We start from the raw sequence: 24442 nt of genomic DNA, 5'->3' as shown, positions 1-24442 counted from the left end.
AACTCCCCCAGTCGCCTGCGGCGACAGCCCCCTCAAAGAGGGAGCCGTTTGTCTGACCGCAGCATGAAGCCTCCCTCCGTGAGGGAGGTGGCATCGCGCAAGCGATGACGGAAGGAGTTCAGCCAAAAGCTGCTTTTAAAACTAAGAAAGGCTCCCTCCTTTGGGAGGGGGTCTTTTGTTATAAGGAAAAGAGGATCGAAAACCATGAGAAGCGACAACGTGACCAAGGGTGCGGAGCGCGCACCCAACCGCAGCCTGTTCTATGCACTGGGCTACACCCCGGAAGAGCTGGAGCGTCCCCTCATCGGCGTGGTGAGCGCCTACAGTGAGATCGTCCCCGGCCATATGAACCTGGATAAGATCGCCGATGCGGTCAAGGCAGGCGTGGAGATGGCAGGCGGCACCCCCATCCTGATCCCGGCCATCGGCGTGTGCGACGGCATCGCCATGGGCCATGTGGGCATGAAATATTCGCTGGCTTCCCGCGAGCTCATCTGCGACAGCGTGGAGACCATGACCATGGCCCACCAGCTGGACGGCCTTGTGCTGGTGCCCAACTGTGATAAGATCGTGCCCGGCATGGTCATGGCAGCCGTCCGCATGGATGTGCCTGCGGTGGTCTGCTCCGGCGGCCCCATGCTGGCCGGTACCTACGGCGGCGAGGAGGTCAGCCTCTCCAAGATGTTCGAGGCGGTGGGTGCCTATAAAGCAGGCCTCATCAACGACGAACAGCTGGAAGACTGCACCTGCAACTGCTGCCCCAGCTGCGGTTCCTGCTCTGGTATGTACACTGCCAACAGCATGAACTGCCTGTGCGAGGCCATCGGCATTGCGCTGCCCGGCAACGGCACCATCCCGGCCGTCTACTCCAAGCGCCTGCAGCTGGCCAAGCACTCCGGCATGGCCATTATGGAGATGGTCAAAAAGGGCATCACGGCCCGCCAGATCATCAACGAGCGCTCCATCCGCAACGCACTGACCTGCGATATGGCTCTGGGCTGCTCCACCAACACCGTCCTCCACCTGCTGGCCATTGCCTATGAGGCAGGCGTGCCTGTGGACCTGAAGCTCTTCAATGAGATCAGCGCCCGCACCCCGAACCTCTGCCATCTGGCTCCTGCAGGCCCCACCCACATGCCGGACCTGTATGCCGCCGGCGGCATCGCCGCGGTGCAGGCAGAGCTGGCCAAGAAGAACCTGCTGGATCTCGATGTGCCCACCGTGACCGGCAAGACGCTGGGGGAGAATATCCAGGGGGCCCACATCCTCAACGAAAAGGCCATCCGTCCCATCGACGACCCCTACAGCCCCACCGGCGGTCTCCAGATCCTCTGGGGCAACATCGCGCCGGACGGCTGTGTGGTCAAGCGGAGCGCCGTGGCTCCCGAGATGCAGGAGCACTCTGGCCCGGCTCGCGTCTTCAACAGCGAGGAGAACGCCATTGCGGCCATCTACGCAGGCCAGATCGTCCCGGGCGATGTGGTGGTCATCCGCTATGAGGGCCCCAAGGGCGGCCCCGGTATGCGGGAGATGCTCAACCCCACCTCGGCCCTGGCAGGCATGAAGCTGGATAAGACCGTGGCCCTCATCACCGATGGCCGCTTCTCCGGCGCAAGCCGCGGCGCTTCCATCGGTCACGTCAGCCCCGAAGCGGCTTCCGGCGGCCCCATTGGCCTCGTGGAGGAAGGGGACATCATCCACATCGACATCCCCAACGCCAGCATTACGCTGGAAGTCTCCGATGAGGTCCTGGCCGAGCGCAAGGCCAAGTATGTTGCCCCGGAGCCCAACATCAAAACGGGCTGGCTGAGCCGCTATGCCCGCAACGTCTCCAGTGCAAACCTCGGCGCTGTGATGAAGTAAAAGAAAAATAAAGCAAATGAAAACAGGAGCTGTGCCCGCCAAACGGGTGCAGCTCCTGTTTTTGTGCGCTTTGAAAATTTACTTTTGCAGGCTGTAGCGGAATGTATGCCCATCCTCGCCGTAGTGCTCGTTGCCCACCCAGAGGACCGTTTTGTCCGTCAGGTTGTAGACCGCGCTGTGGACGGTGAGGCTGTTGCTGTCATCGTTGTTCCAGGTGCGGCGGCCTACCTCGGCCAGCAGGGCCATGGCGGCGTCCTCGTCGGCTACGATGCCGTTTGTCTCACGCAGACGGTCAGCCAGATGCTCGTAGCGGTCCAGACCGCGCATCTGGTCGGGGGAGGTGTAGTAGTCCGGCGTTTTGATGAAGTTGGTCACCACCTGCCAGTCCGCGGAGTCCGAAAGGCTGTCGGTGTCGTTCCAGAGGACATTCAGGCGGCGCTGGGAGCCGTCGCTGTCGTGGTCGGCATCCGAGCCCACCCACTCCAGAATGGCGCTGCGGCCCGTGGAATCGGCCACCATGTAGTGGAACACACAGTTGGTGGAGTCGTGGAGATCGTATTGCTCCACCAGCGCTACGGCATCCTCCACCGAGTCGGCGTAATCCAGGATGAGCCGGAGCAGGGTGGTAGAGGTCAGGTCGGGTTTGTCGGTGTCGATGTCCGTGGAAGTGCCCTTGCCATCGCCCTGATAGGACATGAAGATGCCGCAGGCCACACCGGCGTCGTTGATGCCGTCCAGCGGGGCATAGGGAGCGGCCAGTGTCAGGAGCTTATGCCCCAGGCCCTCCACGTCTTTGTCCGGGTCCAGGCTGAGGAAGTGCAGGTCCACGGTGGAGTAGGAAGCATGGCGCCCCTTGCCGGGGTTGGTGTAGACGATGGCCGTATTGGTGGAAGAAAAATCATAGTTGCGGCCAAACACCCGGTCGCCCTCTGCCGTGTCCGCCGTAAAAGCGGAGCAGGAGATCTCCGTGGTTTTGAGCTGCAGCGGAATGAGGCCCTTGGTGATGCGCTTCGTGACGAACGAGATGAGCTCAGAGTCATTAGACGCACCGCCCTGAGCGAGAAAATCATCGAAATAGTAGTCGCCGGAGACGGTCAGCTCGTAGACGGCACCGTCATGGTGGGCAGTGTCCCGGTCGGACAGCTTGCGGAACGAGCCCAGTGTGGCAAACTCGTTGTGCCACAGCGCGAACACGGTGCCTGCCAGCACCAGAATCAGTGCCACGACAGCCAGCGCGGCCGCCCGCAGACATTTCCGGATGCGGTTCTGTTTCATGAAAAACCTCCAAAGTTTGAGTAAATAAAATGCGATAAAGCACAGTTTACCACGACTTTGGTTGCTTTACAAGACGAATTGCACCGATCCGTTGGATCAATGATGCAAATGAAGAACCCCCTTGGAGCCGCACCTCCGAGGGGGTTCTTCATTTTGGTGAGCATACAGGAGACTGTATGCATCATTTCTACTTTTATTTATGCGATTCCGGAAAAAGTCAAGCAGAGCGCGAAAACTTTACACTTGACGCAAGCTCACCCAAACAGCTTTTTGGTATTGTGCATATAAACGCTCAGTACTAATCCGACACAAATATACAGCATCAGGACCGAGGAACCGCCCGCCGAGTAGAACGGCAGGGTGACACCGATGACGGGGAGGACGCGGAGGTTCATGCCCACATTGACGGCGATCTGCGCCATGAGAGCACCGCCGATGCCGGCACAGATGAAGCTGCCCAGCATATCCTCACTGCGGGCGCCGGTGGCAAAGGTCTTGCAGACCAGCGCAAACAGGATGCCCAGCACCACACAGCAGCCCACGAAGCCGGTGACGTTGCCGATCCAGCTGAAGACGAAATCGTTGTGGGCGTTGGGGACGCTGTAATAGCTGCCGCTGAAAATACCGTTGCCGAAGATGCCGCCGGAACCCAGCGCGATCTCCCCCCGCTGCTGCTGGTAGATGATGTTCTTCCAGACAGCCTCGCTGGGGGCCCAGCCCGTTTTGTTTTCAGGGTCGATGACGGCGAGGATGCGGTACCACTGGTAGCCCTTGCCGATCTTATCGCTGAAAAAGCCGAACGCCACGGCCACGGCAGCGGCCGCCGCCGAGATGGCCCCGATGATATATTTCCAGCTCAAGCCAGCGGAGAACATCATGCAGCAGGCGATGATGCCGTAGATGATGGCCGTGCCGTCGTCACCCTGGATGTGGATGATGAGGATGGGGACCAGCATATGCAGCAGCAGCTTGCCCAGCTCCTTGGGCTCGTTGATCTTACCACGGACATTGTTCAGGTGCATGGCAAAGGTCAGGATAAAGCTGATCTTTGCCAGCTCGGTGGGCTGGAGGGTAAAGCCGCCCAGCTTGTACCAGGAGTAGTTGTCGGTGTCGCCTGCATTGTAGCCAATGGTCAGCGGGCCGACGGTCACATTGCGGATGAACAGGGTGGGGAGCACCATGCCCCAGGTGATGGCAACGTGGACTGGCCACACCTTGACGAGGCTCCGGTAATCGATGTTTGAGAGCAGAACTGCAACACACAGCCCAATGGCGGCCGCGCCTGCCTGCACCACGCACGGCGGTAATCGCCTACGCCCACGATCTGCCCGGTAACATCGTCCAGAGCAAAGCCGCTGCCCTGCTTGGCGGCCCAGGAGGAGAGGGCCAGCACCGCAAAGCTGCTGCTCAGGATGCACAGAAGCAGGTAAGTTTTATCGGTACGCTTCCAATATCGTTGAATGCTTTCCAAAAAAGCACCGCCTTTCTCACAAAATGGCTTCCGCGGACTGCTTTCGGGGAGCAAACTGCAAAAACCAGATACACAACTATTATACAGCAGAGGGCATTTCTGTGCAAGATGGCGCAGATTTTTCACACTCTGTGACAGCTTTGCAAAATCGGCGCGGAATGCTTGACAAAGCTTCCGGGACTCTCTAAAATGAGCATAGGGAAACGCGTCAAAAGGGCGGCAAACATTGGCGAAAGCGGATCGTGATGCCGTTCTCCGGGCGCGAAAGAGGGTACCGCCGCCCGGCGGCGCTCTCCTGGAGGATACAGAAAAGATGAAGCAGAAACATCATCGCATGTTGTGCGCGTTCTGCGCACTGGTGATACTGGTCAGCACGGTGTTCCCGACGGCTGCATTTGCGGAGCAGCCCGTGGACGCGGCAGCGGCAGAGCAGACGCTCGCCCGGGCGGATGCAGCGAGATGCAGCAGGCAGATGCCGCTGTTACGGCTCTGACCGAGAGTGAACAATATCAGGAAATGGACACCGACGCCCGGAAAGACGCGGCGCTGGCCCAGCTGGACACGCTGGCGGCCAAGGGCCTTGTGGAAAAGGACTCCATTTATACCGACGAAGAAAACGGGATGGTCAGTTTCCGGTACCCCTGCGGCGTGCTGGGCGGCATCCTGCTCACGGAACCCGAGGATGAGACGCTGGACGAGGAAAACGCCGAGACAGAGACTGCCGCTTCCAATCATGCCCTCTCGCTCCGGCTCCCGCCGGATCTGGGGGCTGAAATGCAGAAGAGCCGGGCGGCCCTGCTCCGCCGCACCGAAAATCAGGCGGTGGAAAAGTTCGGCACGGCAGTTATTTACTACGCTTTTGACAACACCATCAACAGTTCCCGCTTCCCGTATTATTCCTATATGCAGGGCTTCTGGTCGGCGCTGGGGCTGGAGACCAAGATCAACATTCATGTCACCGTGGCCGACCTCAAGAAGATGGGCAATTATAATGTCAGCGTTCTGAGCGCCCATGGCTCCTACTACACTTACAGCTATGGCAAGTTCCTCAAACGCACCCGCACGGAGCCCATTATGCTGCTGACGGAAGAGTCCACCTTTGGCAAAGACCTCCGCTACGGCTTCGATCTGCTGGCCCACCGGGTCATCAAGGTCAACGGGATGTACTGCGTTACCTCGGATTTCTTCCGCAATGCTTATAAAGGCGGCAAGCTTTCCAACACCATCGTCTACTCCGAGACCTGTGAGTTCCTCGGCGTGGATGGCAGCGAGGACAACGCCATGGCGGATGCCCTCCTCTCCGGCGGGGCACGGGCGGTCATCGGCTACGTCAACAACGTCTACACCGTTTACTCCCGCAGTATGCTTTGGGATACCATCAATCACCTCATCATGGGGCAGAATGTCGGGCAGGCGCTGGAGCACGCCAAGGCGACTTATGGTGAGGATGACCTCATCTGGTACCATGCGCAGGGCGGCCGACGTCCCCATGCAGCGGCTTCCTATGCAGTGCTCTACGGCAACAGCCAGGCGGCGCTCCATGTACCGGAGAGCAACCGCAGCATGTTCAGCGCGGACCTTGCGGCCTGAGCGTTGCACTTTTGCAAAAATATACTATACTAGGGGATGGCAGAAACCTGCCGTCCCCTTTTGTATGAGGTGTTATTTATGTCTGAATTCATTACCCACTCCCGGGCCGAGACCGTGGCCCTGGGCAGGCGGATGGCCGGAGTGCTCCAGCCGGGAGCGCTCATTGCCTATACGGGCGGCCTCGGTGCGGGCAAGACCGCGTTCACCGAGGGCCTGGCCGAGGGCCTTGGCTGCACCGACCCGGTCAGCAGCCCGACTTTTGCCATTGTGAACTACTACCGTGGGCCGCGCCCGCTGGCCCACTTTGACCTGTACCGCATCTCCACCGAGAACGATCTGTGCGCGGCAGGCTTTTACGATTATCTGGATCAGGGGGCCATCGTGGCGGCTGAGTGGAGCGAAAATTTCGCGGATCTGCTGGCCCTGGAAAACCCCATCCGGGTGGACATCCAGCGAGTGGATGAGAACACCCGCCGCATCACCATAGAGGGGGTAACGCTATGAACATTCTGGCCGTGGATACCGCGGGCAAGACCGCGGGGGTGGCCCTGCTGCAGGATGACCGCCTGCTGTACGAGTGCTATCTCGACGCGGGCATGACCCACAGCGAGACGATCATGCCTCTGATCGACAACTGTCTCAAATTCTGCCATCTGACCTGCGCGGATATCGACGTCTACGGCGTCAATGCAGGCCCCGGCAGCTTTACCGGGCTGCGCATCGGTCTGGCCGCCGTCAAAGGGCTGGCGTTCCCTCGGGAGACGCTCTGCGCGCCGGTCTCGACCCTGGAAGCGCTGGCGGCTACTCACACGGGTGAGGGCACTGTGCTCTGTGCGCTGGATGCCCGCCGTGCCCAGGTGTACAGCGCCGCCTTTGACCTGGCGACCCATGAGCGGCTGATGGACGATGATGCCCGTGCCGTGGCTGACCTGGCCCAATTTGTAGAAAATTGCAAAAAGCCCCTGTTTTTTGTTGGTGATGGGGCTGCTCTGTGCTATAATAAGTACGGCGAAATTCCCGGTGTGCTGGCCGTGCCGCCCGCTTTGCGGGGAGGCCGTGCCGCCGCCGTGGCACTGGTGGCAAAGCAGATGGCCCGGCACGGGGAGACCGTGCTGCCCGAGGCTCTGCTGCCGGATTATCACCGCCTGAGCCAGGCCGAGCGCGAGCGCGCCGAGCGTCTGGCTGCAGAGGCGGAAGCATCCAAGACCAAAGAAGCAAAAAAGTGAGCAACAAAGGGAAAGGATTGATACCAATGGCAAAACCCATCGCACTGGCCGCCGACCACGGCGGATTTGAACTGAAAGAGGCCGTCAAGGTCCATCTGGAAGAGCTGGGGCTGGAGTATATCGACTACGGCACCCACAGCACCGCCAGCGTGGATTACCCGGATATGGCTCTGCCTGCCTGTGACGCTGTTGTCAAGGGTGAGTGCAGCAAGGCACTGCTCTTCTGCGGCACCGGCGTGGGCATCAGCATGGCCGCCAACAAGGTCAAGGGCATCCGTGCCTGCTGCTGCTCCGACAGCTTCAGCGCTGAGTACACCCGCCGCCACAACGACGCCAACGCCCTGTGCATGGGCGGCCGTGTAGTGGGCCCCGGCCTTGCCTGCCAGCTGGTGGATATCTTCCTCAACACCGAGTTTGAAGGCGGCCGCCACGAGAAGCGTGTCGCCAAGCTGATGGCCATTGAAAATCGCTGATTCCACGCCCCCTCAGTCACTTGCGGTGACAGCTCCCCCAGAGGGCGAACAAAACAAGGATTCCATAACCTAATATAAAATAATAAGGAGCGTGTTGTTATGACCCCCATGATCGTTGAGCACCCCCTGCTGCAGCACAAGCTGAGCATTCTGCGCAACAAGCAGACCGGTACCAAGGAGTTCCGTGATCTGGTAGGCGAGATCGCCACCCTGCTGTGCTACGAGGCTACCCGTGACCTGCCTCTGGAAGAGGTGGAGATCGAGACCCCCATCACCATGGCAAAGACCAAGGTGCTGGCAGGCCGCAAGCTGGCTCTGGTGCCCATCCTCCGCGCTGGTATGGGTATGCTGGACGGTATGCTCACCCTGCTGCCCGCTGCCAAGGTCGGCTTCATTGGTCTGTACCGCGACGAGCAGACCCTGCAGCCTGTGGAGTATTTCTGCAAACTGCCTCAGGATATCGCGGAGCGTGATGTGCTGGTGCTGGACCCCATGCTGGCTACCGGCGGCAGCGCCATTGACGCCATCACCCAGATCAAGAAGCACGGCGCAAAGCGGATCAAGTTCATCGGCCTGATCGCCGCTCCGGAAGGCATCGAGGCCCTGCACAAGGCTCACCCCGATGTGGATATCTACCTGGGCGCCAAGGACGACCACCTGAATGAGAACGGCTACATCGTCCCCGGCCTGGGCGACGCTGGTGACCGCATCTACGGCACCAAGTAATTTCGCTTGCATGAAAAAACTCCTGCACCTCTGTGCAGGAGTTTTTTTATGCTTATTTAACGCCCGCGTCCACCGCCGCCGCCATGGAAGCTGCCGCCTCCGGCGTGGAACGAACCGCCGCCGCCAAAGCTGCCGCCCGAGCGTCCACCGCCCATGCCGCCAAAACTTCCGCCGCCGCTGCCGAATCCACCGCCCCGCGGAGGCCGGGGGCCTCTGGGGCCACGCGGGCCACGGGGGCCATAGAAACCACCCGGACCGGGGCCGAAATCATCATACGGCGGGCGGCGGGGACCACGGCGGTGCCGCCAGCCAAACCAGCCGAACGGGCCCCAGTACCAGCCTGCAGAGTGGCCGAAAGGAACCACGAACATGAAGAACAGGGCAATGATGACGATGCCGTAGGCCAGGAGGGTGAACAGGCCGTCCACGGCTGTCTCCCAGAAAGCGGGCTTTGCCACCGGGGCTTCGTGGTAATTGTCGGTATAATTGTAATTTCCGCCAGCCACATTACTGGTTGTATAACCGCTGAGGCTCACACCATAGATGTCCGCAATGGTGTTGGCCACGTTCCGGGCACAGGTGGTCACGGCGCCATCGTAGTTCTGGGAGGCAAAGTCATCCTCCATGGTCTGTGCGATGGCACTGGCCTGGCTGGCCAGCGTTGTGTTGCGGAAGCCGTCGCCGTAGGTCAGGTAGTAGTCGCCGTCGGCGTACTCGGGGCTCTGCATCACCAGCAGGATGAGAACACCGTTGTTCTCAGAGCTGCTGCCCAGGCCCCAGGTGTTGGCGGCCTCCACGGCGTAATCCTCCGTGGAGACGTTGCCCGTGTAATCCACGGTCAGCACGCCGATCTGAGCACCCTTGCAGCTGGCATCCAGCTGGGTGTTCAGATCCTGAATGGTCTGCACGGTGCTGCTGCTCAGGACATTGGCATCGTCCACAACGCATTGGTCTTTGGGCAGGTCCGGCAGGCTGGCCGGTGCCGCAAAGGCGGCCGGCACAAGGGCTGTCAGCCCTACAGTGGCCACCAGCACCAGAGCGCTGACGCGCCGGGCGAGGAATTTCATCGTTTTCATGCGAAAGGCTCCACCTCCTTGATCCCGAACAGGCCTTTCAGCAGAGCTGCCGGAAAGCCGCTGGTATCATTCTGATAGGCCGTAACGGCCTGATTGTAATTGAGATTGCTGAGGATGGTCTGGGCGCTGTTGAACTGGCCGTACTGGCCCTGTACCGCGCCCATCTTCATGGGGTCCGCGGCCCGCTCCTGGAGTTTTGCATAGAGCTGGTCGATGGCAGCACCAAGTGCCTCGTTGGCCTGATAGAGGGCGTGCATCGTGCTGCCTGATAGTAGGGCAGGGAGGTCAGATCCTGCTTGCTGCCATCGGCTTGCACCGCGTCCAGGCAGGCGGAGAAATCGTCCAGTGCCGTCTGCGCGGCCTGCACCTCGGTGCTGTCGGCCCCGAGAGTGCTGGTGCCCGTCGTGATGACATTGGCGGCGGTGTTCAGCCGGGTGAGCAGCTCCTCGTTGAGGGTATAGCCGTTGTCGGCGGCGACACCGTAGGGAAACCACTGGCTGGCGCTGTTGTATTTTGCCTTGAGTTTGGCCCCGCCCAATCCGAAGAACGCGGCCAGCATCACGACGATGCTCAGCGCCAGTGCCGCGCCGCGATTGCGCAGGGCCGCGGGGAGCCTGTTCTCCAGCACTGCCAGCTTCTGCTGGGCAGGGGTCAGGTGCAGGGCATCCTCGTCCGCGCGCTTTGCCTCACGGTAGCTGCCGCTGTCAAAGCCGCGCGGGCCCTGGGTGCTGCTCTGCTTGGAAAAATCTGCGTTTGCCATTTCTGTTTAGCTCCGAATTTCCATCATCTTGGCGCGGAGCTCATCCTCAATGCGGGTCAGCTCCTGCTCGGCGGCGGCACGCTTTGCGCGGCCCTCGGTCTGGATCTTGTTCAGCTCGTCCAGCGTCTCGATAAGGCTCTTGTTGGTCTGCTGCAGGGTCTCGATGTCCACCACACCGCGCTGAGACTCTTTTGCCGTCTCAATGGTGCCCATCTTGAGGGCGTCAGCGTTCTTCTTGAGCAGCTCGTTGGTCATGTCGGTGACGGCGCGCTCGGCCTGCATGGCCTGCTGGCTGTGGGCCAGGCCCAGGGCCAGCACCATCTGGTTCTTCCACAGGGGGATGGTGTTGACGATGGTGGACTGGATCTTTTCCGCCATCATGGAGTTGTTGTTCTGCAGCAGGCGGATCTGGGGGCCCATCTGCAGGCTGATGTTCCGGGTCAGTTCCAGGTCGTAGAGCTTTTTCTCAAACCGCTCGCACTGGTCGGCCAGGTCCCGGGCGGCCTGGGCATCCTCCGGCAGGCCGGAAGCTTTGGCCTTGTCCATGGCCTGCTGCAGTTCCTTGGCACGCACGTCCGCCAGCTTCTTTTTGCCGGCCAGGATATACATGCTCAGCTCCTTGAAGTAGGCCATATTCAGCTCATACATCTTATCCAGCATGGCGATGTCCTTGAGCAGCTGCACCTGATGGCCTTCCAGCATGGACTGGATGTTCTCCACATTCGTCTCGGCCTTGTTGTACTTGGTCTTCAGGTTGTCGATCTGGTCGCCTTTTTTCTTGAAGAAACCCAGGATGCCTTTCTGCTGCTCCTCGTTGGCGTCAAAGCTCTTCAGCTCGCCAATGAGGTCGGTGATCATATTGCCCACTTCGCCCAGGTCCTTGGTGGACACCTTGGCGAGAGCGGCCTCCGAGAAATCGCCGATCTTCTTCTGGCAGGCAGAGCCGTACTGCAGCACCTGCTGGCTGTTGGTAATGTCGATCTTCTGCGCAAAGGCGTCCACCATGGCCTTTTCCTCAGCGGTCAGCTTGACCTCCTCCGGGGCCGGGGCGGGCTCGGGCTTCTTTTCCTCAGCAGGAGCGGCTTCTTCCACCGGGTCCAGCGTCAAGGTGGGGGTAGCGGGTGCGTCCAGATCAAAATTGAAAGTGTTGTTCTCAGCCATGGGGATTCCTTCCTTTCCAAATCTACGCGTTAAAGGCCTTGTCCCTTTAACATGTTTGCAAAACCGTCAGGTCTGCCGAGAGGTCCATGCTCTCAGCGGCATACAGGGCGTCCAGCTGGTTTTCAAAGGCCGTGGCAATGGATGCCGCGTTGTGTTCCACTTCGGTACGGATGGCGGCGGCGTTCTCGCCCTTGACGCCCTGCCGCGCCAGCGTGGCGTACTGCTGCAGAATGTTCACCGCATCGGGCAGATAGTAGTTGGCAAAGCGCCGCACCTGTTTGGCTTTGGCAGGGTTGGCTTCGACTGCTTCCACAATGGAGCGGCCTGCCTTTTCCATCCGGTCCATGGCGGCGGAGAGCGCCGGGTCCGGCAGGGAAGCATTGAGGCCGTGCAGGGTATCGAGCTTTTGCTGGATATCGGTCAGCATGGCGTCCACGTCGTCCTGCCCGGTGTGGAACGGCACCTCGTGTTCCACCACATGGGGCGGGCAGAATTTCTGCCCCAGGCCAAACGCCGCGGCAGCGCCGCCCAGCGCCACCAGCAGTGCCCAGAGTTTGTACACCGGGAGCACCGCGCAGAGCACCACGAACACCAGAGCGCCTGCGTAAAACGGCAGGACACTGGGTTTCCGGGTGCGGATGATCTTGCTCATGAAGCGTCTCCTTTTCCGGGGCATTCAAGAAATTTAGCCCCTTTCCTCTCCATCATAAAGCTTTTTGGCAAAAACGCAAGCGTTTCATGAATAATTTACAGGTTTGCCATCATACGTTAATCAACCAATCGGCTAAGGCGGCACCCCATACTTCCCGAAGCTTCTCCGGGCGGCAGGCCGCGTTGGCGGGGCTGGTGCTGGGCAGCTTGACGGCGGCAATGCCACTGATGGGTTGTAAATATTTGCAGTAAATTTTGTATGCCGTGGCCCCGTTGCAGAACACCGCCTCAATGGGAGCCTTAGCCAGCAGGGCGGCAATATCGTTGGGCACCACATCTTTGATGGAAGCATCCGAGGCACCCGTGATGGTGCAGCTCTCCAATGTATCCCAGAGGGCCAGCCCATGGCGCAGGATGAGCTGCTTTTTGGCGTCAATATCTTCCCGGGCGGGTATGGGCTCCCCGGTCAGGGCTGCCAGCATGGGCCAGAAGCGGTTCTGCGGGTGGCCGTAGTAAAAAGCCATCTCCCGGCTCTTGGGGCTGGGCCAGGTGCCTAAAATCAAGGCCCGGCTGCGGGGCCCGTATACAGGCGCGAAGCTCATTTCTGCTCCTCCATGGCCTCCCACGGGGAACCGAGCGTCTTGCCCGAGGGCTCGGCTTTGGGGCCGTCGAACCACAGCTCCTCGATGAGGGCGGCCAGGCCGTCCTCCCGCACATCCCCGATGACCCGCTTGGCGGCAGCTTTGGCCTCCGGGGTGCCATTGGCCATGCAGCAGGAGAGGCCTGCTGCTTTCAGCATCCCGATGTCGTTGGCAGAGTCGCCTGCCGCCACGGCGTCGTCCAGCGTGAGGCCCATCCGGGCGCACAGGTCGGCCAGGCCTACGCCCTTGTCGATGCCGCCCCGCACGATGTCAAACGAGTACCAGCCGCCGGGCATCCCGCCGCCCACCTGCATCCAGTGCAGGTCCAGGTGGCCGTACTTTTTGTTGAATTCCTCCAGCGCGGCCGGGGGCAGCACGGCAAAGGCGGCGTGGGGCATATCAATGAGGTGGCGGTCCTGATCTTCGCCGTCGATGCACTCCAGCCCGGGGCGTTCATGTGGTCGTAGCAGGCCTTGAGGTAATCGTACTCGCAGTAGGCGTAGTAGGCGTCCTTGAAATCGAACTGCAAAGGATAGTTGTAATCCTCGCAGAAATCCACCAGCGCGTACATCTCCTCATTGGTCAGCGGGTGCTCCGCAATGATGCGGCCCTCCCGGTCCAGCACGCAGGCACCGTTGCAGGTGATGGCGTAATCAAACCGGATGCCGCCCAGCTGGCCCTTGCGGTTCACGGCCGACCAGGCCCGCCCCGTGCTGAGGACGAACTTGCCGCCCGCCGCCTGCATCTTCTTGACGGCCTTGACCACCGCCGGGCGGGGAAAGTGTTCCCCAAAGGGGACAAGGGTATTATCGTAATCGCTGGCTAAAAGCTTGTATTGCATGGCTGTCTTCTCCTGGAAATTCATTCTTTCTCCCAGTATAACACAAAACGCCGCTCCGGGACATCCCGAAACGGCGGTAAGACTAAATTTTACGCGGCATCAGCCCACCAGCGCGACCACCACCTGCATGGCAACGCCAAGGAACGCACCGCAGGCCCAGGTGAGGCCGGTGATGAAAAGGTTCTGCTTCCAGGAGGGGTTGGCCCGCCAGAGCACGGCCAGGCCCACACCGGCTCCGGTGCACAGGCCGGCCACCAGGCTGGAGAACCGCAGGGCACCCTCGACATAGAGCTGGGTGAGCAGAACACTGGCGGCGCAGTTGGGGATGAGGCCCACCAGCGCGGCTACCACGGGCTGGAAAAAGCCCATCCGGCCCAGCACGTCGGCAAAGACATCCTCGCCCACGCCCTCCACGATGAGGCCGAACACGAGGCTGAACGCGAAAATGAAGACGAAGATCTCCAGCGTGTGGCGGAGGGCTGCTTTCCAGATGGGCTGGTGATGGCCCTCCGCATCGTCGTGTTCCTCGTGGCAGTCCACCTCATCGGCACGGCCGGTGTAGCCGCCCCGCAGCCCCTTGGGCAGGGCTTTCCGGAGGACAAAATCCAGCCCAAAGCCCACGGCGATGGCGTACAGCACTTTGAGCACCATCAGCAAAACCAGCTTGTCCCAGTAAGCGGGCATGGACACCAGCAGGGGGATGGCTTCGTCGCTGGTGGCAAGGAAAACCGCCATCAATGTGCCCAGCGTCACCACCCGGGAGGCGTAAAAGTTGGAGGCAATGGCGGAGAAGCCGCACTGGGGCACACAGCCCAGCAGGGCTCCCGGTACAAAACCCCAGCGCCCGCCGCCGGCCAGCAGCGCTTCGATCCGCTCGCCGTGGCGGGTCTCCACATATTCAATAAACAGGTAAGCCAAGAACAAAAACGGCAGCATCTTGGCGGTATCAACCAGGCTCTCGGCCAGAACATCCAGAAACAGATCCATGGGTACTCCTCAGAAAAATCGCTTTCATCTTGTAAATTGCAAATTGGTTGCATTTTGGGTGCGGAGTACAGTATACACGCATTCGGCGCGGATTGCAATACCAAATTGCAATCTTTTTGCATTTTTGCCCTGGAAAATTTTCCGGGCAGAAAAACAGCCCCCTTTTTACAGGGAGCTGCGGGATCTTCAGGCAATGCTGCGGGTGATGAACGGGATCACGTCTGTCTCGGCGGAGAGCTGGGCGGCGGCATCCTGGGTGAGCTTATGGCAGTCCACCATCCGCTGCAGTACCACCCGGGCTCGCTTGTGGGCCAGCGCCGGGCTGGAGGCATATACGAGGGGCCTGCGGCAGGCCCGCCAGCACCACGGCCTGAGCATCGGTCAGAGAGGCGGCGTCTGTCTTAAAATACCCCTCGGCGGCCTCGGCCACGCCATAGCAGCCGTTGCCGAAGTAGATGGTGTTGACGTACATCTCAAAAATTTCCTGTTTGGAGTAATGCTTCTCGATGTCCAGCGCGGCAAACATCTCCGCCGCCTTGCGGGCCATCCGCTTTTCCTGGGTGAAATAGACGTTTTTGGCCAGCTGCTGGGTGATGGTGCTGCCGCCCTCGGCCAGGGTGCCGGAACGCAGGTCGGCCCAGAGTGCCCGGGCGATGGCGAGCGGGTCCACGCCGTGGTGGTGGACAAAACGGCTGTCCTCCACTGAGAGGACGGCGTCAATGTAGGTCTGGGGCAGCTGGTCATAGGGCACAAAGCTGGGCCGGGCCGTGATGTTTTGGTAGAGCGTTTCCAGCGGGGTGGCCTGCACGGCGCTCTGGTAGAGCTTGTACCCCTGCCAGCCAAAGGTGGCCGCGGCGGCGATCAGTGCCACCAGCAGCACCCCCAGCAGATAGCCGACCAGCCGCCGGAGGATACGGAAGAGAAATTTCATAGCACAAATCCTTTCGGGTCTGAGGTTTAGGCGTGTTACGGGATCAGTATACCGCAGCCGGATGACATTTCCGTGAACAAGCCAGGATAAGCGCCGCGTTTTAATTGGTACGGCGCTTCCAGCTTGATCCTGCCTTGAATTTTTTCCCTGCCCATAACGCCCCCGGAAAACTGACCCCCAATTTTTTGAAAAAATTGGACTTAACCTATTGACAATGTAGGTAAATGGGGATATACTACAGACACACCAGACCACTAACCAAGTGGGAATAAGAAAAATGGTGAAACGACTGAAAGGAGGGCAAGCAAAATGACGCTGATCTGGAACGAACTGCTCCATGCAAACTTCCGTTGTGGGCGAATGTACAGCGCCCGGGCTGAACGAATCTGTCTGACCCAAAGCTGTGCACTGCCCTCCGCCGCCCGAATGTGACGGCCAACGGAAGCGGCAGCCCTGCCCAAAGGGAACGACAACTGGATTTCAGGCCCGGGTACTGAACAAACATCAGTTCCCGGGCTTTTTTGTAAGTAAAAGTAATACTAAAAGTATAAATAGAGGAGAAAAATACTATGTCTAACTATAAATTTGAGACCCTTCAGCTGCATGTTGGCCAGGAGCAGGCCGATCCCGCTACCGATTCCCGCGCGGTGCCCATTTACCAGACCACTTCCTATGTCTTCCGCAACAGCCAGCATGCGGCTGACCGCTTCGGCCTGGCAGACGCCGGCAATATCTATGGCCGCCTGACCAACTCCACCCAGGACGTTTTTGAGAAGCGCATCGCGGCCCTGGAAGGCGGCGTGGCGGCTCTGGCGACCGCTTCCGGTGCCGCTGCCATCACCTACACCATCGAGGCTCTGGCTCAGGCAGGCGACCACATCGTGGCCCAGAAGACCATCTACGGCGGCAGCTACAACCTGCTGGAGCACACCCTGACCCAGTTTGGCGTCACCACCACCTTTGTCAACGCCCATGACCTGGCCGAGGTGGAGAACGCCATCCAGCCCAACACCAAGGCGGTCTATCTGGAGACTCTGGGCAACCCCAACAGTGATATCCCCGATATCGACGCCATCGCAGCCATTGCTCACAAGCACGGCCTGCCGCTGGTCATTGATAACACGTTTGGCACCCCGTACCTGATCCGTCCCATCGAGCACGGCGCGGACATCGTGGTCCACTCTGCCACCAAGTTCATCGGCGGCCACGGCACCACCCTGGGCGGTATCATCGTGGACAGTGGCAAGTTCGACTGGAAAGCCAGCGGCAAGTATGCGAACATTGCGGCACCCAACCCCAGCTACCACGGTGTCTCCTTTGCCGAGGCTGCAGGTCCTGCCGCATTCGTCACCTACATCCGCGCCATCCTGCTGCGCGATACCGGCGCTACCATCTCTCCGTTCAACGCGTTCCTGCTGCTGCAGGGCACCGAGACTCTGAGCCTGCGCATTGAGCGCCATGTGGAGAACACCAAGAAAGTCGTGGAGTTCCTGGCCAACCATCCGCAGGTGGAAAAGGTCAACCACCCCTCTCTGCCCGATCACCCGGATCACGCCCTGTATGAGAAGTATTTCCCCAACGGCGGCGCTTCCATCTTCACCTTTAATATCAAGGGCGGCCGCGAGGAAGCATTCAAGTTCATCGACAACCTGAAAGTCTTCTCCCTGCTGGCCAACGTTGCCGACGTCAAGAGCCTGGTCATCCACCCGGCTTCCACCACCCACAGCCAGCTGAACGATGAGGAGCTGGCCGAACAGCAGATCTACCAGAACACCATCCGCCTGTCCATCGGCACCGAGCACATCGACGATATCATCGCCGACCTCGAGGCAGGTTTCGCAGCTGTCCGCGGCGAGTGATTCCCCGGCGGCAGCTCTCTGGCAGAATGTCCCCCGTTTTGCGAGAAACGTTCCATTTTTCTCCTATATTCTTCCTTTTGTGTCGTTTCGTGCAACAAAGTCAAAAGCAAAAGAGCGGCTGCGAAGCAGCCGCTCTTTTGTGCGTTACAAATTTATAGATGGAATCAGATCTCGTTGCCGGGGAACTGCGGGATGCCGTCAAAGCCTTTCTGCAGGTCGGCGTCGGTGGGAATGGAATCGGTCATCTTGCCGTCATGGAATTTCTCATAGGCACCATGTCAAAGTAGCCGGTGCCCGTCAGGCCGAAGACGATGGTCTTTTTCTCGCCGGTCTCCTTGCACTTGAGCGCTTCGTCGATGGCCACCCGGATGGCGTGGCTGCTCTCCGGGGCGGGGAGGATACCCTCAATGCGGGCGAACTGCTCAGCGGCCTCAAACACGCTGGTCTGCTCCACGCTGCGGGCCTCCATCAGGCCGTCGTGATAGAGCTGGCTCAGGATGCTGCTCATGCCGTGGTAGCGCAGGCCGCCTGCGTGGTTGGGACTGGGGATGAAGCCGGAGCCAGAGTGTACATCTTGGCCAGCGGGCAGACCATGCCGGTGTCGCAGAAGTCGTACACGAACTTGCCGCGGGTCAGGCTGGGGCAGCTGGCGGGTTCTACCGCAATAAAGCGGTAGTCTGCCTCGCCCCGGAGCTTTTCGCCCATGAACGGGCTGATGAGGCCGCCCAGATTGCTGCCGCCGCCAGCGCAGCCGATGATGATGTCAGGCTTGACGCCCAGTTTGTCCAGTGCGGTCTTGGTCTCCAGACCGATGACGCTCTGGTGGAGAAGCACCTGGTTGAGCACGCTGCCCAGCACATAGCGGTAGCCCGGGGTGGAGGTGGCAACTTCCACCGCCTCGCTGATGGCGCAGCCCAGGCTGCCCGTGGTGTCCGGGTGCTCGGCCAGGATCTTGCGGCCTACATTGGTGGTCATGCTGGGGCTGGGAGTGACGGAAGCACCATAGGTGCGCATCACCTCGCGGCGGAACGGCTTCTGCTCGTAGCTTACCTTGACCATGTAGACCTTGCAATCCAGCCCGAAGTAGCTGCAGGCCATGGAGAGCGCCGTGCCCCACTGGCCGGCACCCGTCTCAGTGGTCACGCCTTTCAGGCCCTGCTTCTTGGCGTAGTAGGCCTGCGCAATGGCGCTGTTCAGCTTGTGGCTGCCGCTGGTGTTATTGCCCTCAAACTTATAGTAGATCTTGGCCGGGGTGCCCAGGCTTCTTCCAGCCGGTAGGCACGGCACAGGGGGCTCGGACGATACATCCGGTAGTATTCGCGGATCTCATCCGGGATGGGGATATAGGGGGTGGTGTCGTCCAGCTCCTGCTGCACCAGCTCATCGCAGAAAACGCCGTCCAGCTCTTTGGCGGTCATGGGCTGCAGGGTGCCGGGATTGAGCAGGGGAGCGGGCTTGTTTTTCATGTCCGCCCGCACATTGTACCATGCGGTGGGCAGCTCGGATTCTTCCAGGTAATACTTGTACGGGATGTTCGTTTCGGTCTTCATAAGGCTTGTCCTTTCCGGGGCCGCTGTCGCAAACCAGCGCGCCTCTTCACTCTGTGGGACAAGGGACTTATGGCAAATAAAAAGCCGCCCTTATCCCAAACACAATTCGTGTATTGGGACAAGAGCGGCCAACATTCAAATTTTTGAACGAGCCAGCACTCCTGCGGTGCCACCCAATTTTGGCGGGATTTGCGCCCCGCCCTCTCGTGATATGCCAACACATACCGGCTTTGTTCACGGAGACGCTCTCCGTCGCCCCTACTGCGTATGCCATAAAATTTACGCCATACGGTTTGGTTTGCCCTCAAAGGCCCATTCCCGCCCACAGCTGCTCTGCGCCGCTCCCACCAAACGCGGCACTCTCTGGGAAAGCAGGGGATCGTGGGGGTACTTATGCCCTCTCACTGGTTTGGCAGTATTCTACTCCCGCAGTGGGTTGGTTGTCAACACGTTTTTTAAAAAAGTTTTGATTCAGGACACAAAAGTAATACTTCGCAGTCCTGAATTGCTCTAAAACGGCGCCAGGATGCTGCTGGGCGTTGTGGAAGCGGGCAGGAACACCACCAGCCCCCGCCCGCCGTACAGGTACGGGTTAGCGGTGCAGCTGGCTCCTACCGTCAGCACGAACAGTACCAGAAGAGCAAGAATGAGCAGAATGGTCCAGATCTGCCGCTGGGCCGGGGGCGGACGTTTGCGCTGCATGGCGCTCCCTCCTTGTTTTGTGTTGCTGCCCTATGGTATGCACCACGGGCGGCGATTGTGCGCGGGACGCAAGTGTGGTACACTATAGCTGAATGATTTTTCTGTGGGGAGAGTTTGTATGCTGACCATTACACTGCTGGGCACGGCGGCCACCATGCCCCTGCCGGACCGGGCACTGACAGCGGCGGCAGCCGAATGCGTGGGCCACAGCCTGCTGTTTGACTGCGGCGAGGGCACCCAGGCCGCCGCCCGCCGGGCCGGGGTCAATTTGATGAAGCTGGACGCGATCTGCCTGACTCATTACCATGGCGACCATATCTTTGGTCTGCCGGGGCTGCTGCAGACGCTGGGCTGCCAGGGCCGCACCCGCCCGCTGGCGCTCTACGGGCCTGCCGGGCTGGATGCCATCTGGCCTGCCCTGCGCACCCTGACCGGGCCGCTGCCGTATCCCATCCGGGCCCGGCAGCTGGACAAAGACCCCGTAGACCTTGCGGCCTTTGGCTGGCCTGCGGGGGCACAGCTGCTGCCCATCCTCACCCGGCACCGGGTGCCCAGCCGGGGGTATGCGCTCACGCTGCCCCGGGCCGGACGATTCCTGCCCGAAAAGGCCCGGGCGCTGGGCGTGCCTGTGGCAGACTGGAAAAAATTACAGCACGGAGAGACGGTACAGGTGAGGGAGTGGGAAGTGACCCCGGCAGAGGTGCTGGGCCCGCCGCGCCGGGGGCTGAAATTCGTCTTCTCCGGGGATACGGCTCCCTGCCCGGCGCTGGAGGCAGCGGCTCAGGACGCCGACCTGCTTCTCTGCGATGCCACCTATGCGGAGCCGGAGCAGGAAGCCCAGGCAAAACAGTACGGTCACAGCACATTTGGGCAGAGCGCGGCCCTCGCCGCCCGGGCCGGGGCAAAGCGGCTCTGGCTGGTGCACTATTCGCCCATGATCACGGAGCCGGAGGAGTGCCTGCACTTTGCGCAGGGGACATTCCCGCAGGCGGAGTGCGGCTTTGACGGCAAGCAGCTGACCCTGCAATTCGAGGAGGAACCCCATGGCTGACCATAAAATCAAACTGGACTCCGGCGCGGCAGCTCTGCTGGATGCCCTGCACGGGGCAGGCTATGCGGCTTACGCCGTGGGCGGCTGCGTCCGGGACAGCCTGCTGGGTCTTACGCCCCACGATTGGGACCTCTGCACCAGCGCCCTGCCCCGGCAGGTGCTGGATCGATTCGGGAAAGAGCAGTGCATCCCAACGGGTTTACAGCACGGCACCGTGACGGTCAAATATGGTGGAAAACTCTACGAGACGACGACTTTCCGCACCGAGGGCAGCTACTCGGATGGCCGCCACCCGGATTCCGTGGCTTTTGTGCCGGACGTGAAAGAAGACCTGGCCCGGCGGGATTTTACCATCAACGCCATGGCCTACAGCGCCGAGGAGGGACTGATCGACCCCTTTGGCGGGCAGAAAGACCTGGCCCGGGGCCTTGTCCGGGCTGTGGGCGTGCCGCACCAGCGCTTTACCGAGGATGCCCTCCGCATCCTGCGGCTCTACCGGTTCGCGGCGCGGTTTGGCTTTGAAATCGACCCGGCTACCGGGCAGGCGGCGCGGGAGCTCTGTGCCCATCTGGACTGCGTCTCCACGGAGCGTATCACGGAGGAACTGACCCGCCTGCTGGCAGCGCCCAAGCCAGGAACGTGGATGGAGCCTGCCGTTTTTGCGGTGGTGCTGCCGGAGCTGTTCACGCCGGAAAACGTCCCGCGGTTTGAAGCGGCCCGGGCCATCATCGACACTCTGCCCGAAGGCCTGCCGGAGGTGTCCGCCCGGCTGGCGGCACTTTTGCTCCCGCTGGGGGAGCAGGGGACACGGAAAGCACTCAAACAGCTGCGCTGTTCCAATGCCCTCATCGAGGAAGTGACCACCCTTGTCCGGGAGGCCGGGCTGGTTCCGGAAGAAAAAACGGCTGCCCGGGCGATCCAGGCCAGACGCCTGCTGGGCCGGCTGGAGCCGGATCCCCTCCGCCGTCTGCTGGCTCTCTGCGCGGCCCACAGGCCGGAACAGGCGGCTGCCTTTGCGGCCCTGCAAACGGCAGCAGGCCGGCTGCAAGCGGAAAACGCCTGCTGCCGGGTGGGGCAATTGGCCGTCAATGGCCGGGACCTGATGGCGCTGGGCGCAAAGCCCGGCCCGGGCCTGCGCGGACAGCTGGAGGCTTTGCTGGAAGCCGTCATCACCGGGCAGCTCCCCAACGAACGGCAAGCCCTGCTGGCAGCGGTGAAAATAGAATTGGATCCGTGATTTTGCACGACTTGACAAGCGAAAAATTGTGCGGTAGTATTATATCTACTGACTTGGTATGTTGAACACAACAGGAGTATTTGCATGACAGAGACACAGAACCAGCCCAAGGCGCTCATTGCCATGAGCGGAGGCGTGGACAGCTCGGTGGCGGCATGGCTGATGCAGCAGGCGGGCTATGAGTGCACGGGCGTTACCATGCGGCTTACCCGCAACGAGACGCTGGGACAGTCCGGTTTCCACACCTGCTGCTCGGAACGGGATATCGAGGATGCCGCTGAGGTGGCGTTTGCCATGGACATCCCCTATGAGGTGGTGGATTTTACCGCCGATTTCCGGGAGAAGATCATCGAGAAATTCATCCGGGTGTATGAGGCGGGCGGCACGCCCAACCCCTGCATCGACTGCAACAAGTATATGAAATTTGACCATCTACTCCGCTGGGCCGACGCCCACGGCATCGACTATGTGGTCACGGGCCATTATGCCCGGGTGGAGCAGGACGAGGCCACGGGCCGCTGGCTCCTGAAAAAGGGATTGGACGAGGGCAAAGACCAGAGCTATGTGCTGTACAACCTCACCCAGGAGCAGCTGGCCCGGGTACGCCTGCCGCTGGGCGGCCTGCACAAGACCGAGGTGCGGGAGATTGCGGAGAAGCGGCACTTCATCAACGCCCGCAAGCACGACAGCCAGGACATCTGCTTTGTGCCCGACCGGGATTACGCCAAGTTCATGGAGGACTTCACGGGAAAGCATTATCCTCCCGGCGATTTCCTCGATGAAAACGGCAGCCGGGTGGGCACCCATCAGGGAGCTGTCCGGTACACCATCGGTCAGCGCAAGGGGCTGGGCCTTGCTATGGGGGCACCGGTCTATGTCTGCGCCAAGGATATGCAGGCCAACACCGTCACAGTCGGCCCGGAGGATGCCCTGTTTGACCGCGTCGTCTATGCGGACGAGGTCAACTGGATCAGTGTTCCGGGGCTGACGGAGCCGCTGCGGGTAACCGCCCGCACCCGGTACCATCAGGTGGAACAGCCTGCCACCGTTTTCCCCGCGGAGGGCGGTTTCCGGCTGGAATTTGACCAGCCCCAGCGTGCCCCTACCCCCGGCCAGGCCGTGGTGCTGTATCAGGGGGATGTCGTCCTGGGCGGCGGGACGATCACGAGTGTAGAGAGATAAACCTCTCAGTCATCGCTTTGCGATGCCAGCCACTCCCCTTTCGGAACTTTCGTGCCACCTCCCCCGACCGGGGGAGTCTTTTCGATCAGGGGAGCCCTTGGCAGTCGGGAGAACAGCGATCGAAAAACAAAAATAACTGCGCCGCACGGTGAAACGTCAGGTGCAATCGTAGAGAAAAGGGTAGGAAATTTATGCAAGATCAATATTCCCGCACGCAGCTGCTGCTGGGTGCAGAGGCAATGGAAAAATTACACCACTGCCGAGTGGCTGTGTTTGGCATCGGCGGTGTGGGCGGCTATACCGTGGAGGCATTGGCCCGCAGCGGCGTGGGAGCGCTGGACCTGATCGACGACGATAAGGTCTGCCTCACCAACCTCAACCGCCAGATCGTGGCCACCCGCAAGACGGTGGGCCAGTATAAGGTGGATGTGGCCGAGCAGCGCATCCACGATATCGACCCCAACATCAAAGTGACCACCTACAAGACGTTCTTCACTCCGGAGACGCAGGATCAGTTCGATTTCACCCAGTATGATTACGTCGTGGATGCCATTGATACCGTTACGGGGAAGATCGCGCTGGTGGTCAAGGCAAAAGAGGCCGGTGTGCCCATCATCTGCGCCATGGGTGCCGGCAACAAGATGGACCCCACCCGCTTTGAGGTGACGGACATCTACAAGACCTCCGTCTGCCCGCTGGCCAAGGTTATGCGCACCGAGTGCCGTAAGCGCCGCATCAAGCACCTGAAAGTCGTCTACTCCAAGGAGCCCGTCATGACCCCCATTGAGGATGATTCCATCAGCTGCAAGGACCACTGCATCTGCCCTCCGGGCACCCAGCGCAAGTGCACCATCCGCCGCTCTGTCCCCGGTTCCAACGCCTTTGTGCCGTCGGTGGCGGGCCTCATCATCGGCGGTGAGGTCGTCAAGGACTTAGTCGGTTTTGTGCCGATGAAAGGATAATTTTTCTGGAAAAAGCCCCAGTGTATTTCTACACTGGGGCTTTTTTGCCGCCGGGACGGATAGCGGCGGCCGATGCTGTTCGAATCCACCCGCTACGATCCCCTTGATATGTTTCTATAAAACAGAAACTCCAGCACCCGGTTCGGATACTGGAGTTCTTGGTGGGCGCGGGTGGATTGCGCGAGCCGCGCATCTAAAAAAGCCCCTCAGGGGCTTTTTTGCCGCCG

General features: G+C 60.5%; 26 protein-coding genes and 1 pseudogene. 12 read left to right on the top strand and 15 right to left on the bottom strand.

The window, feature by feature from the left end:
- The first annotated feature begins 204 nt into the window (after window positions 1-204).
- Window positions 205-1863 carry a dihydroxy-acid dehydratase gene (gene ilvD / locus DXA70_RS10765; protein WP_128118468.1) on the top strand — a complete coding sequence of 553 codons (1659 nt, stop codon included), beginning with the start codon at window positions 205-207 and terminating at the stop codon, window positions 1861-1863.
- 78 nt (window positions 1864-1941) lie between these two features.
- On the opposite strand, the gene DXA70_RS10760 is transcribed toward ilvD, so the two are convergent.
- The 3 genes from DXA70_RS10760 to DXA70_RS14675 form a co-directional block, all read right to left on the bottom strand.
- Complete coding sequence (locus tag DXA70_RS10760) at window positions 1942-3138, bottom strand: carcinine hydrolase/isopenicillin-N N-acyltransferase family protein (protein ID WP_128118467.1); 1197 nt, start codon at window positions 3136-3138, stop codon at window positions 1942-1944.
- A gap of 254 nt (window positions 3139-3392) precedes the next feature.
- On the bottom strand, window positions 3393-4376 hold the full coding sequence (locus DXA70_RS10755; protein WP_243001342.1) for an FtsW/RodA/SpoVE family cell cycle protein: 984 nt from the start codon (window positions 4374-4376) through the stop codon (window positions 3393-3395).
- On the bottom strand, window positions 4286-4609 hold the full coding sequence (locus DXA70_RS14675) for a hypothetical protein (protein WP_243001343.1): 324 nt from the start codon (window positions 4607-4609) through the stop codon (window positions 4286-4288). Before DXA70_RS14675 ends, DXA70_RS10755 begins: the two co-directional genes overlap by 91 nt.
- Before the next feature lie 313 nt (window positions 4610-4922).
- On the opposite strand from DXA70_RS14675, the gene DXA70_RS14670 reads away from it, so the two are divergent.
- The 6 genes from DXA70_RS14670 (at window position 4923) to upp (ending at window position 8624) form a co-directional block, all read left to right on the top strand.
- The gene (locus DXA70_RS14670) at window positions 4923-5102 is read left to right on the top strand and encodes a hypothetical protein (RefSeq protein WP_243001337.1); all 180 of its coding nucleotides are present in this window, start codon (window positions 4923-4925) and stop codon (window positions 5100-5102) included.
- Window positions 5069-6199, top strand: coding sequence for a C25 family cysteine peptidase (locus tag DXA70_RS10750; RefSeq protein WP_243001336.1), 1131 nt, complete (start codon window positions 5069-5071; stop codon window positions 6197-6199). Before DXA70_RS14670 ends, DXA70_RS10750 begins: the two co-directional genes overlap by 34 nt.
- Before the next feature lie 78 nt (window positions 6200-6277).
- Window positions 6278-6703: a tRNA (adenosine(37)-N6)-threonylcarbamoyltransferase complex ATPase subunit type 1 TsaE gene (tsaE, locus tag DXA70_RS10745; RefSeq protein WP_022257019.1), complete on the top strand. Its 426-nt coding sequence runs from the start codon at window positions 6278-6280 to the stop codon at window positions 6701-6703.
- Entirely contained in the window at window positions 6700-7425 is a 726-nt protein-coding gene (tsaB, locus tag DXA70_RS10740) for a tRNA (adenosine(37)-N6)-threonylcarbamoyltransferase complex dimerization subunit type 1 TsaB (protein WP_128118466.1), read from the top strand. The genes tsaE and tsaB overlap by 4 nt, the downstream gene beginning before the upstream one ends.
- Before the next feature lie 26 nt (window positions 7426-7451).
- Entirely contained in the window at window positions 7452-7898 is a 447-nt protein-coding gene (gene rpiB, locus DXA70_RS10735) for a ribose 5-phosphate isomerase B (protein WP_022257021.1), read from the top strand.
- 99 nt (window positions 7899-7997) lie between these two features.
- Window positions 7998-8624, top strand: a complete 627-nt coding sequence (upp, locus tag DXA70_RS10730) for a uracil phosphoribosyltransferase (RefSeq protein WP_022257022.1) — start codon at window positions 7998-8000, stop codon at window positions 8622-8624.
- 56 nt (window positions 8625-8680) lie between these two features.
- On the opposite strand, the gene DXA70_RS10725 is transcribed toward upp, so the two are convergent.
- From DXA70_RS10725 to DXA70_RS10690, 10 genes are all read right to left on the bottom strand, one after another.
- Window positions 8681-9700 (bottom strand): TPM domain-containing protein, encoded by a 1020-nt coding sequence (locus DXA70_RS10725; RefSeq protein ID WP_128118465.1) that lies wholly within the window; start codon window positions 9698-9700, stop codon window positions 8681-8683.
- Entirely contained in the window at window positions 9697-9870 is a 174-nt protein-coding gene (locus DXA70_RS14665; RefSeq protein WP_243001335.1) for a DUF4815 domain-containing protein, read from the bottom strand. The genes DXA70_RS10725 and DXA70_RS14665 overlap by 4 nt, the downstream gene beginning before the upstream one ends.
- Window positions 9867-10460 (bottom strand): hypothetical protein, encoded by a 594-nt coding sequence (locus DXA70_RS10720; RefSeq protein WP_243001334.1) that lies wholly within the window; start codon window positions 10458-10460, stop codon window positions 9867-9869. The genes DXA70_RS14665 and DXA70_RS10720 overlap by 4 nt, the downstream gene beginning before the upstream one ends.
- 6 nt (window positions 10461-10466) lie before the next feature.
- The gene (locus DXA70_RS10715; protein WP_128118464.1) at window positions 10467-11621 is read right to left on the bottom strand and encodes a toxic anion resistance protein; all 1155 of its coding nucleotides are present in this window, start codon (window positions 11619-11621) and stop codon (window positions 10467-10469) included.
- Window positions 11622-11667: 46 nt separating this feature from the next.
- Entirely contained in the window at window positions 11668-12273 is a 606-nt protein-coding gene (locus DXA70_RS10710; RefSeq protein WP_243001333.1) for a 5-bromo-4-chloroindolyl phosphate hydrolysis family protein, read from the bottom strand.
- Window positions 12274-12382: 109 nt separating this feature from the next.
- Window positions 12383-12874: a DNA-deoxyinosine glycosylase gene (locus DXA70_RS10705; protein WP_112149151.1), complete on the bottom strand. Its 492-nt coding sequence runs from the start codon at window positions 12872-12874 to the stop codon at window positions 12383-12385.
- The gene (locus tag DXA70_RS14660; RefSeq protein WP_243001332.1) at window positions 12871-13209 is read right to left on the bottom strand and encodes an HAD hydrolase family protein; all 339 of its coding nucleotides are present in this window, start codon (window positions 13207-13209) and stop codon (window positions 12871-12873) included. The genes DXA70_RS10705 and DXA70_RS14660 overlap by 4 nt, the downstream gene beginning before the upstream one ends.
- On the bottom strand, window positions 13152-13754 hold the full coding sequence (locus DXA70_RS10700; protein WP_243001331.1) for an HAD hydrolase family protein: 603 nt from the start codon (window positions 13752-13754) through the stop codon (window positions 13152-13154). The genes DXA70_RS14660 and DXA70_RS10700 overlap by 58 nt, the downstream gene beginning before the upstream one ends.
- Window positions 13755-13853: 99 nt before the next feature.
- The gene (locus DXA70_RS10695; RefSeq protein WP_112116485.1) at window positions 13854-14741 is read right to left on the bottom strand and encodes a putative manganese transporter; all 888 of its coding nucleotides are present in this window, start codon (window positions 14739-14741) and stop codon (window positions 13854-13856) included.
- A 262-nt stretch (window positions 14742-15003) separates the two neighbouring features.
- Window positions 15004-15672 carry a biosynthetic peptidoglycan transglycosylase gene (locus tag DXA70_RS10690; protein ID WP_243001330.1) on the bottom strand — a complete coding sequence of 223 codons (669 nt, stop codon included), beginning with the start codon at window positions 15670-15672 and terminating at the stop codon, window positions 15004-15006.
- A gap of 569 nt (window positions 15673-16241) precedes the next feature.
- On the opposite strand from DXA70_RS10690, the gene DXA70_RS10685 reads away from it, so the two are divergent.
- Window positions 16242-17531: an O-acetylhomoserine aminocarboxypropyltransferase/cysteine synthase family protein gene (locus tag DXA70_RS10685; protein ID WP_022257032.1), complete on the top strand. Its 1290-nt coding sequence runs from the start codon at window positions 16242-16244 to the stop codon at window positions 17529-17531.
- A 164-nt stretch (window positions 17532-17695) separates the two neighbouring features.
- Here the strand turns inward: DXA70_RS10685 and DXA70_RS13805 are convergent.
- Together DXA70_RS13805 and DXA70_RS10675 are read right to left on the bottom strand one after the other, a co-directional pair.
- A pseudogene (locus tag DXA70_RS13805) lies at window positions 17696-19081 on the bottom strand (TrpB-like pyridoxal phosphate-dependent enzyme).
- Window positions 19082-19591: 510 nt separating this feature from the next.
- Window positions 19592-19783 (bottom strand): hypothetical protein, encoded by a 192-nt coding sequence (locus DXA70_RS10675; protein WP_128118463.1) that lies wholly within the window; start codon window positions 19781-19783, stop codon window positions 19592-19594.
- Between the two features lie 118 nt (window positions 19784-19901).
- On the opposite strand from DXA70_RS10675, the gene DXA70_RS10670 reads away from it, so the two are divergent.
- The 4 genes from DXA70_RS10670 to DXA70_RS10655 all read left to right on the top strand — a co-directional run bounded on the left by DXA70_RS10670 (window position 19902) and on the right by DXA70_RS10655 (window position 24215).
- Window positions 19902-20834 carry a ribonuclease Z gene (locus DXA70_RS10670; protein ID WP_128118462.1) on the top strand — a complete coding sequence of 311 codons (933 nt, stop codon included), beginning with the start codon at window positions 19902-19904 and terminating at the stop codon, window positions 20832-20834.
- The gene (locus DXA70_RS10665; RefSeq protein WP_128118461.1) at window positions 20827-22071 is read left to right on the top strand and encodes a CCA tRNA nucleotidyltransferase; all 1245 of its coding nucleotides are present in this window, start codon (window positions 20827-20829) and stop codon (window positions 22069-22071) included. The genes DXA70_RS10670 and DXA70_RS10665 overlap by 8 nt, the downstream gene beginning before the upstream one ends.
- Before the next feature lie 84 nt (window positions 22072-22155).
- Window positions 22156-23253: a tRNA 2-thiouridine(34) synthase MnmA gene (gene mnmA, locus DXA70_RS10660; RefSeq protein WP_128118460.1), complete on the top strand. Its 1098-nt coding sequence runs from the start codon at window positions 22156-22158 to the stop codon at window positions 23251-23253.
- A gap of 191 nt (window positions 23254-23444) precedes the next feature.
- Window positions 23445-24215 (top strand): tRNA threonylcarbamoyladenosine dehydratase, encoded by a 771-nt coding sequence (locus tag DXA70_RS10655; protein ID WP_128118459.1) that lies wholly within the window; start codon window positions 23445-23447, stop codon window positions 24213-24215.
- Window positions 24216-24442 lie beyond the last annotated feature (227 nt).

It is taken from the genome of Faecalibacterium sp. OF04-11AC (assembly GCF_003460645.1).
GTDB classification, from domain to species: Bacteria; Bacillota; Clostridia; order Oscillospirales; family Ruminococcaceae; genus Faecalibacterium; species Faecalibacterium prausnitzii_I.
The sequence above is the reverse complement of the archived record's forward strand: the minus strand, read 5'-3'. Positions and strand labels throughout refer to the sequence as shown.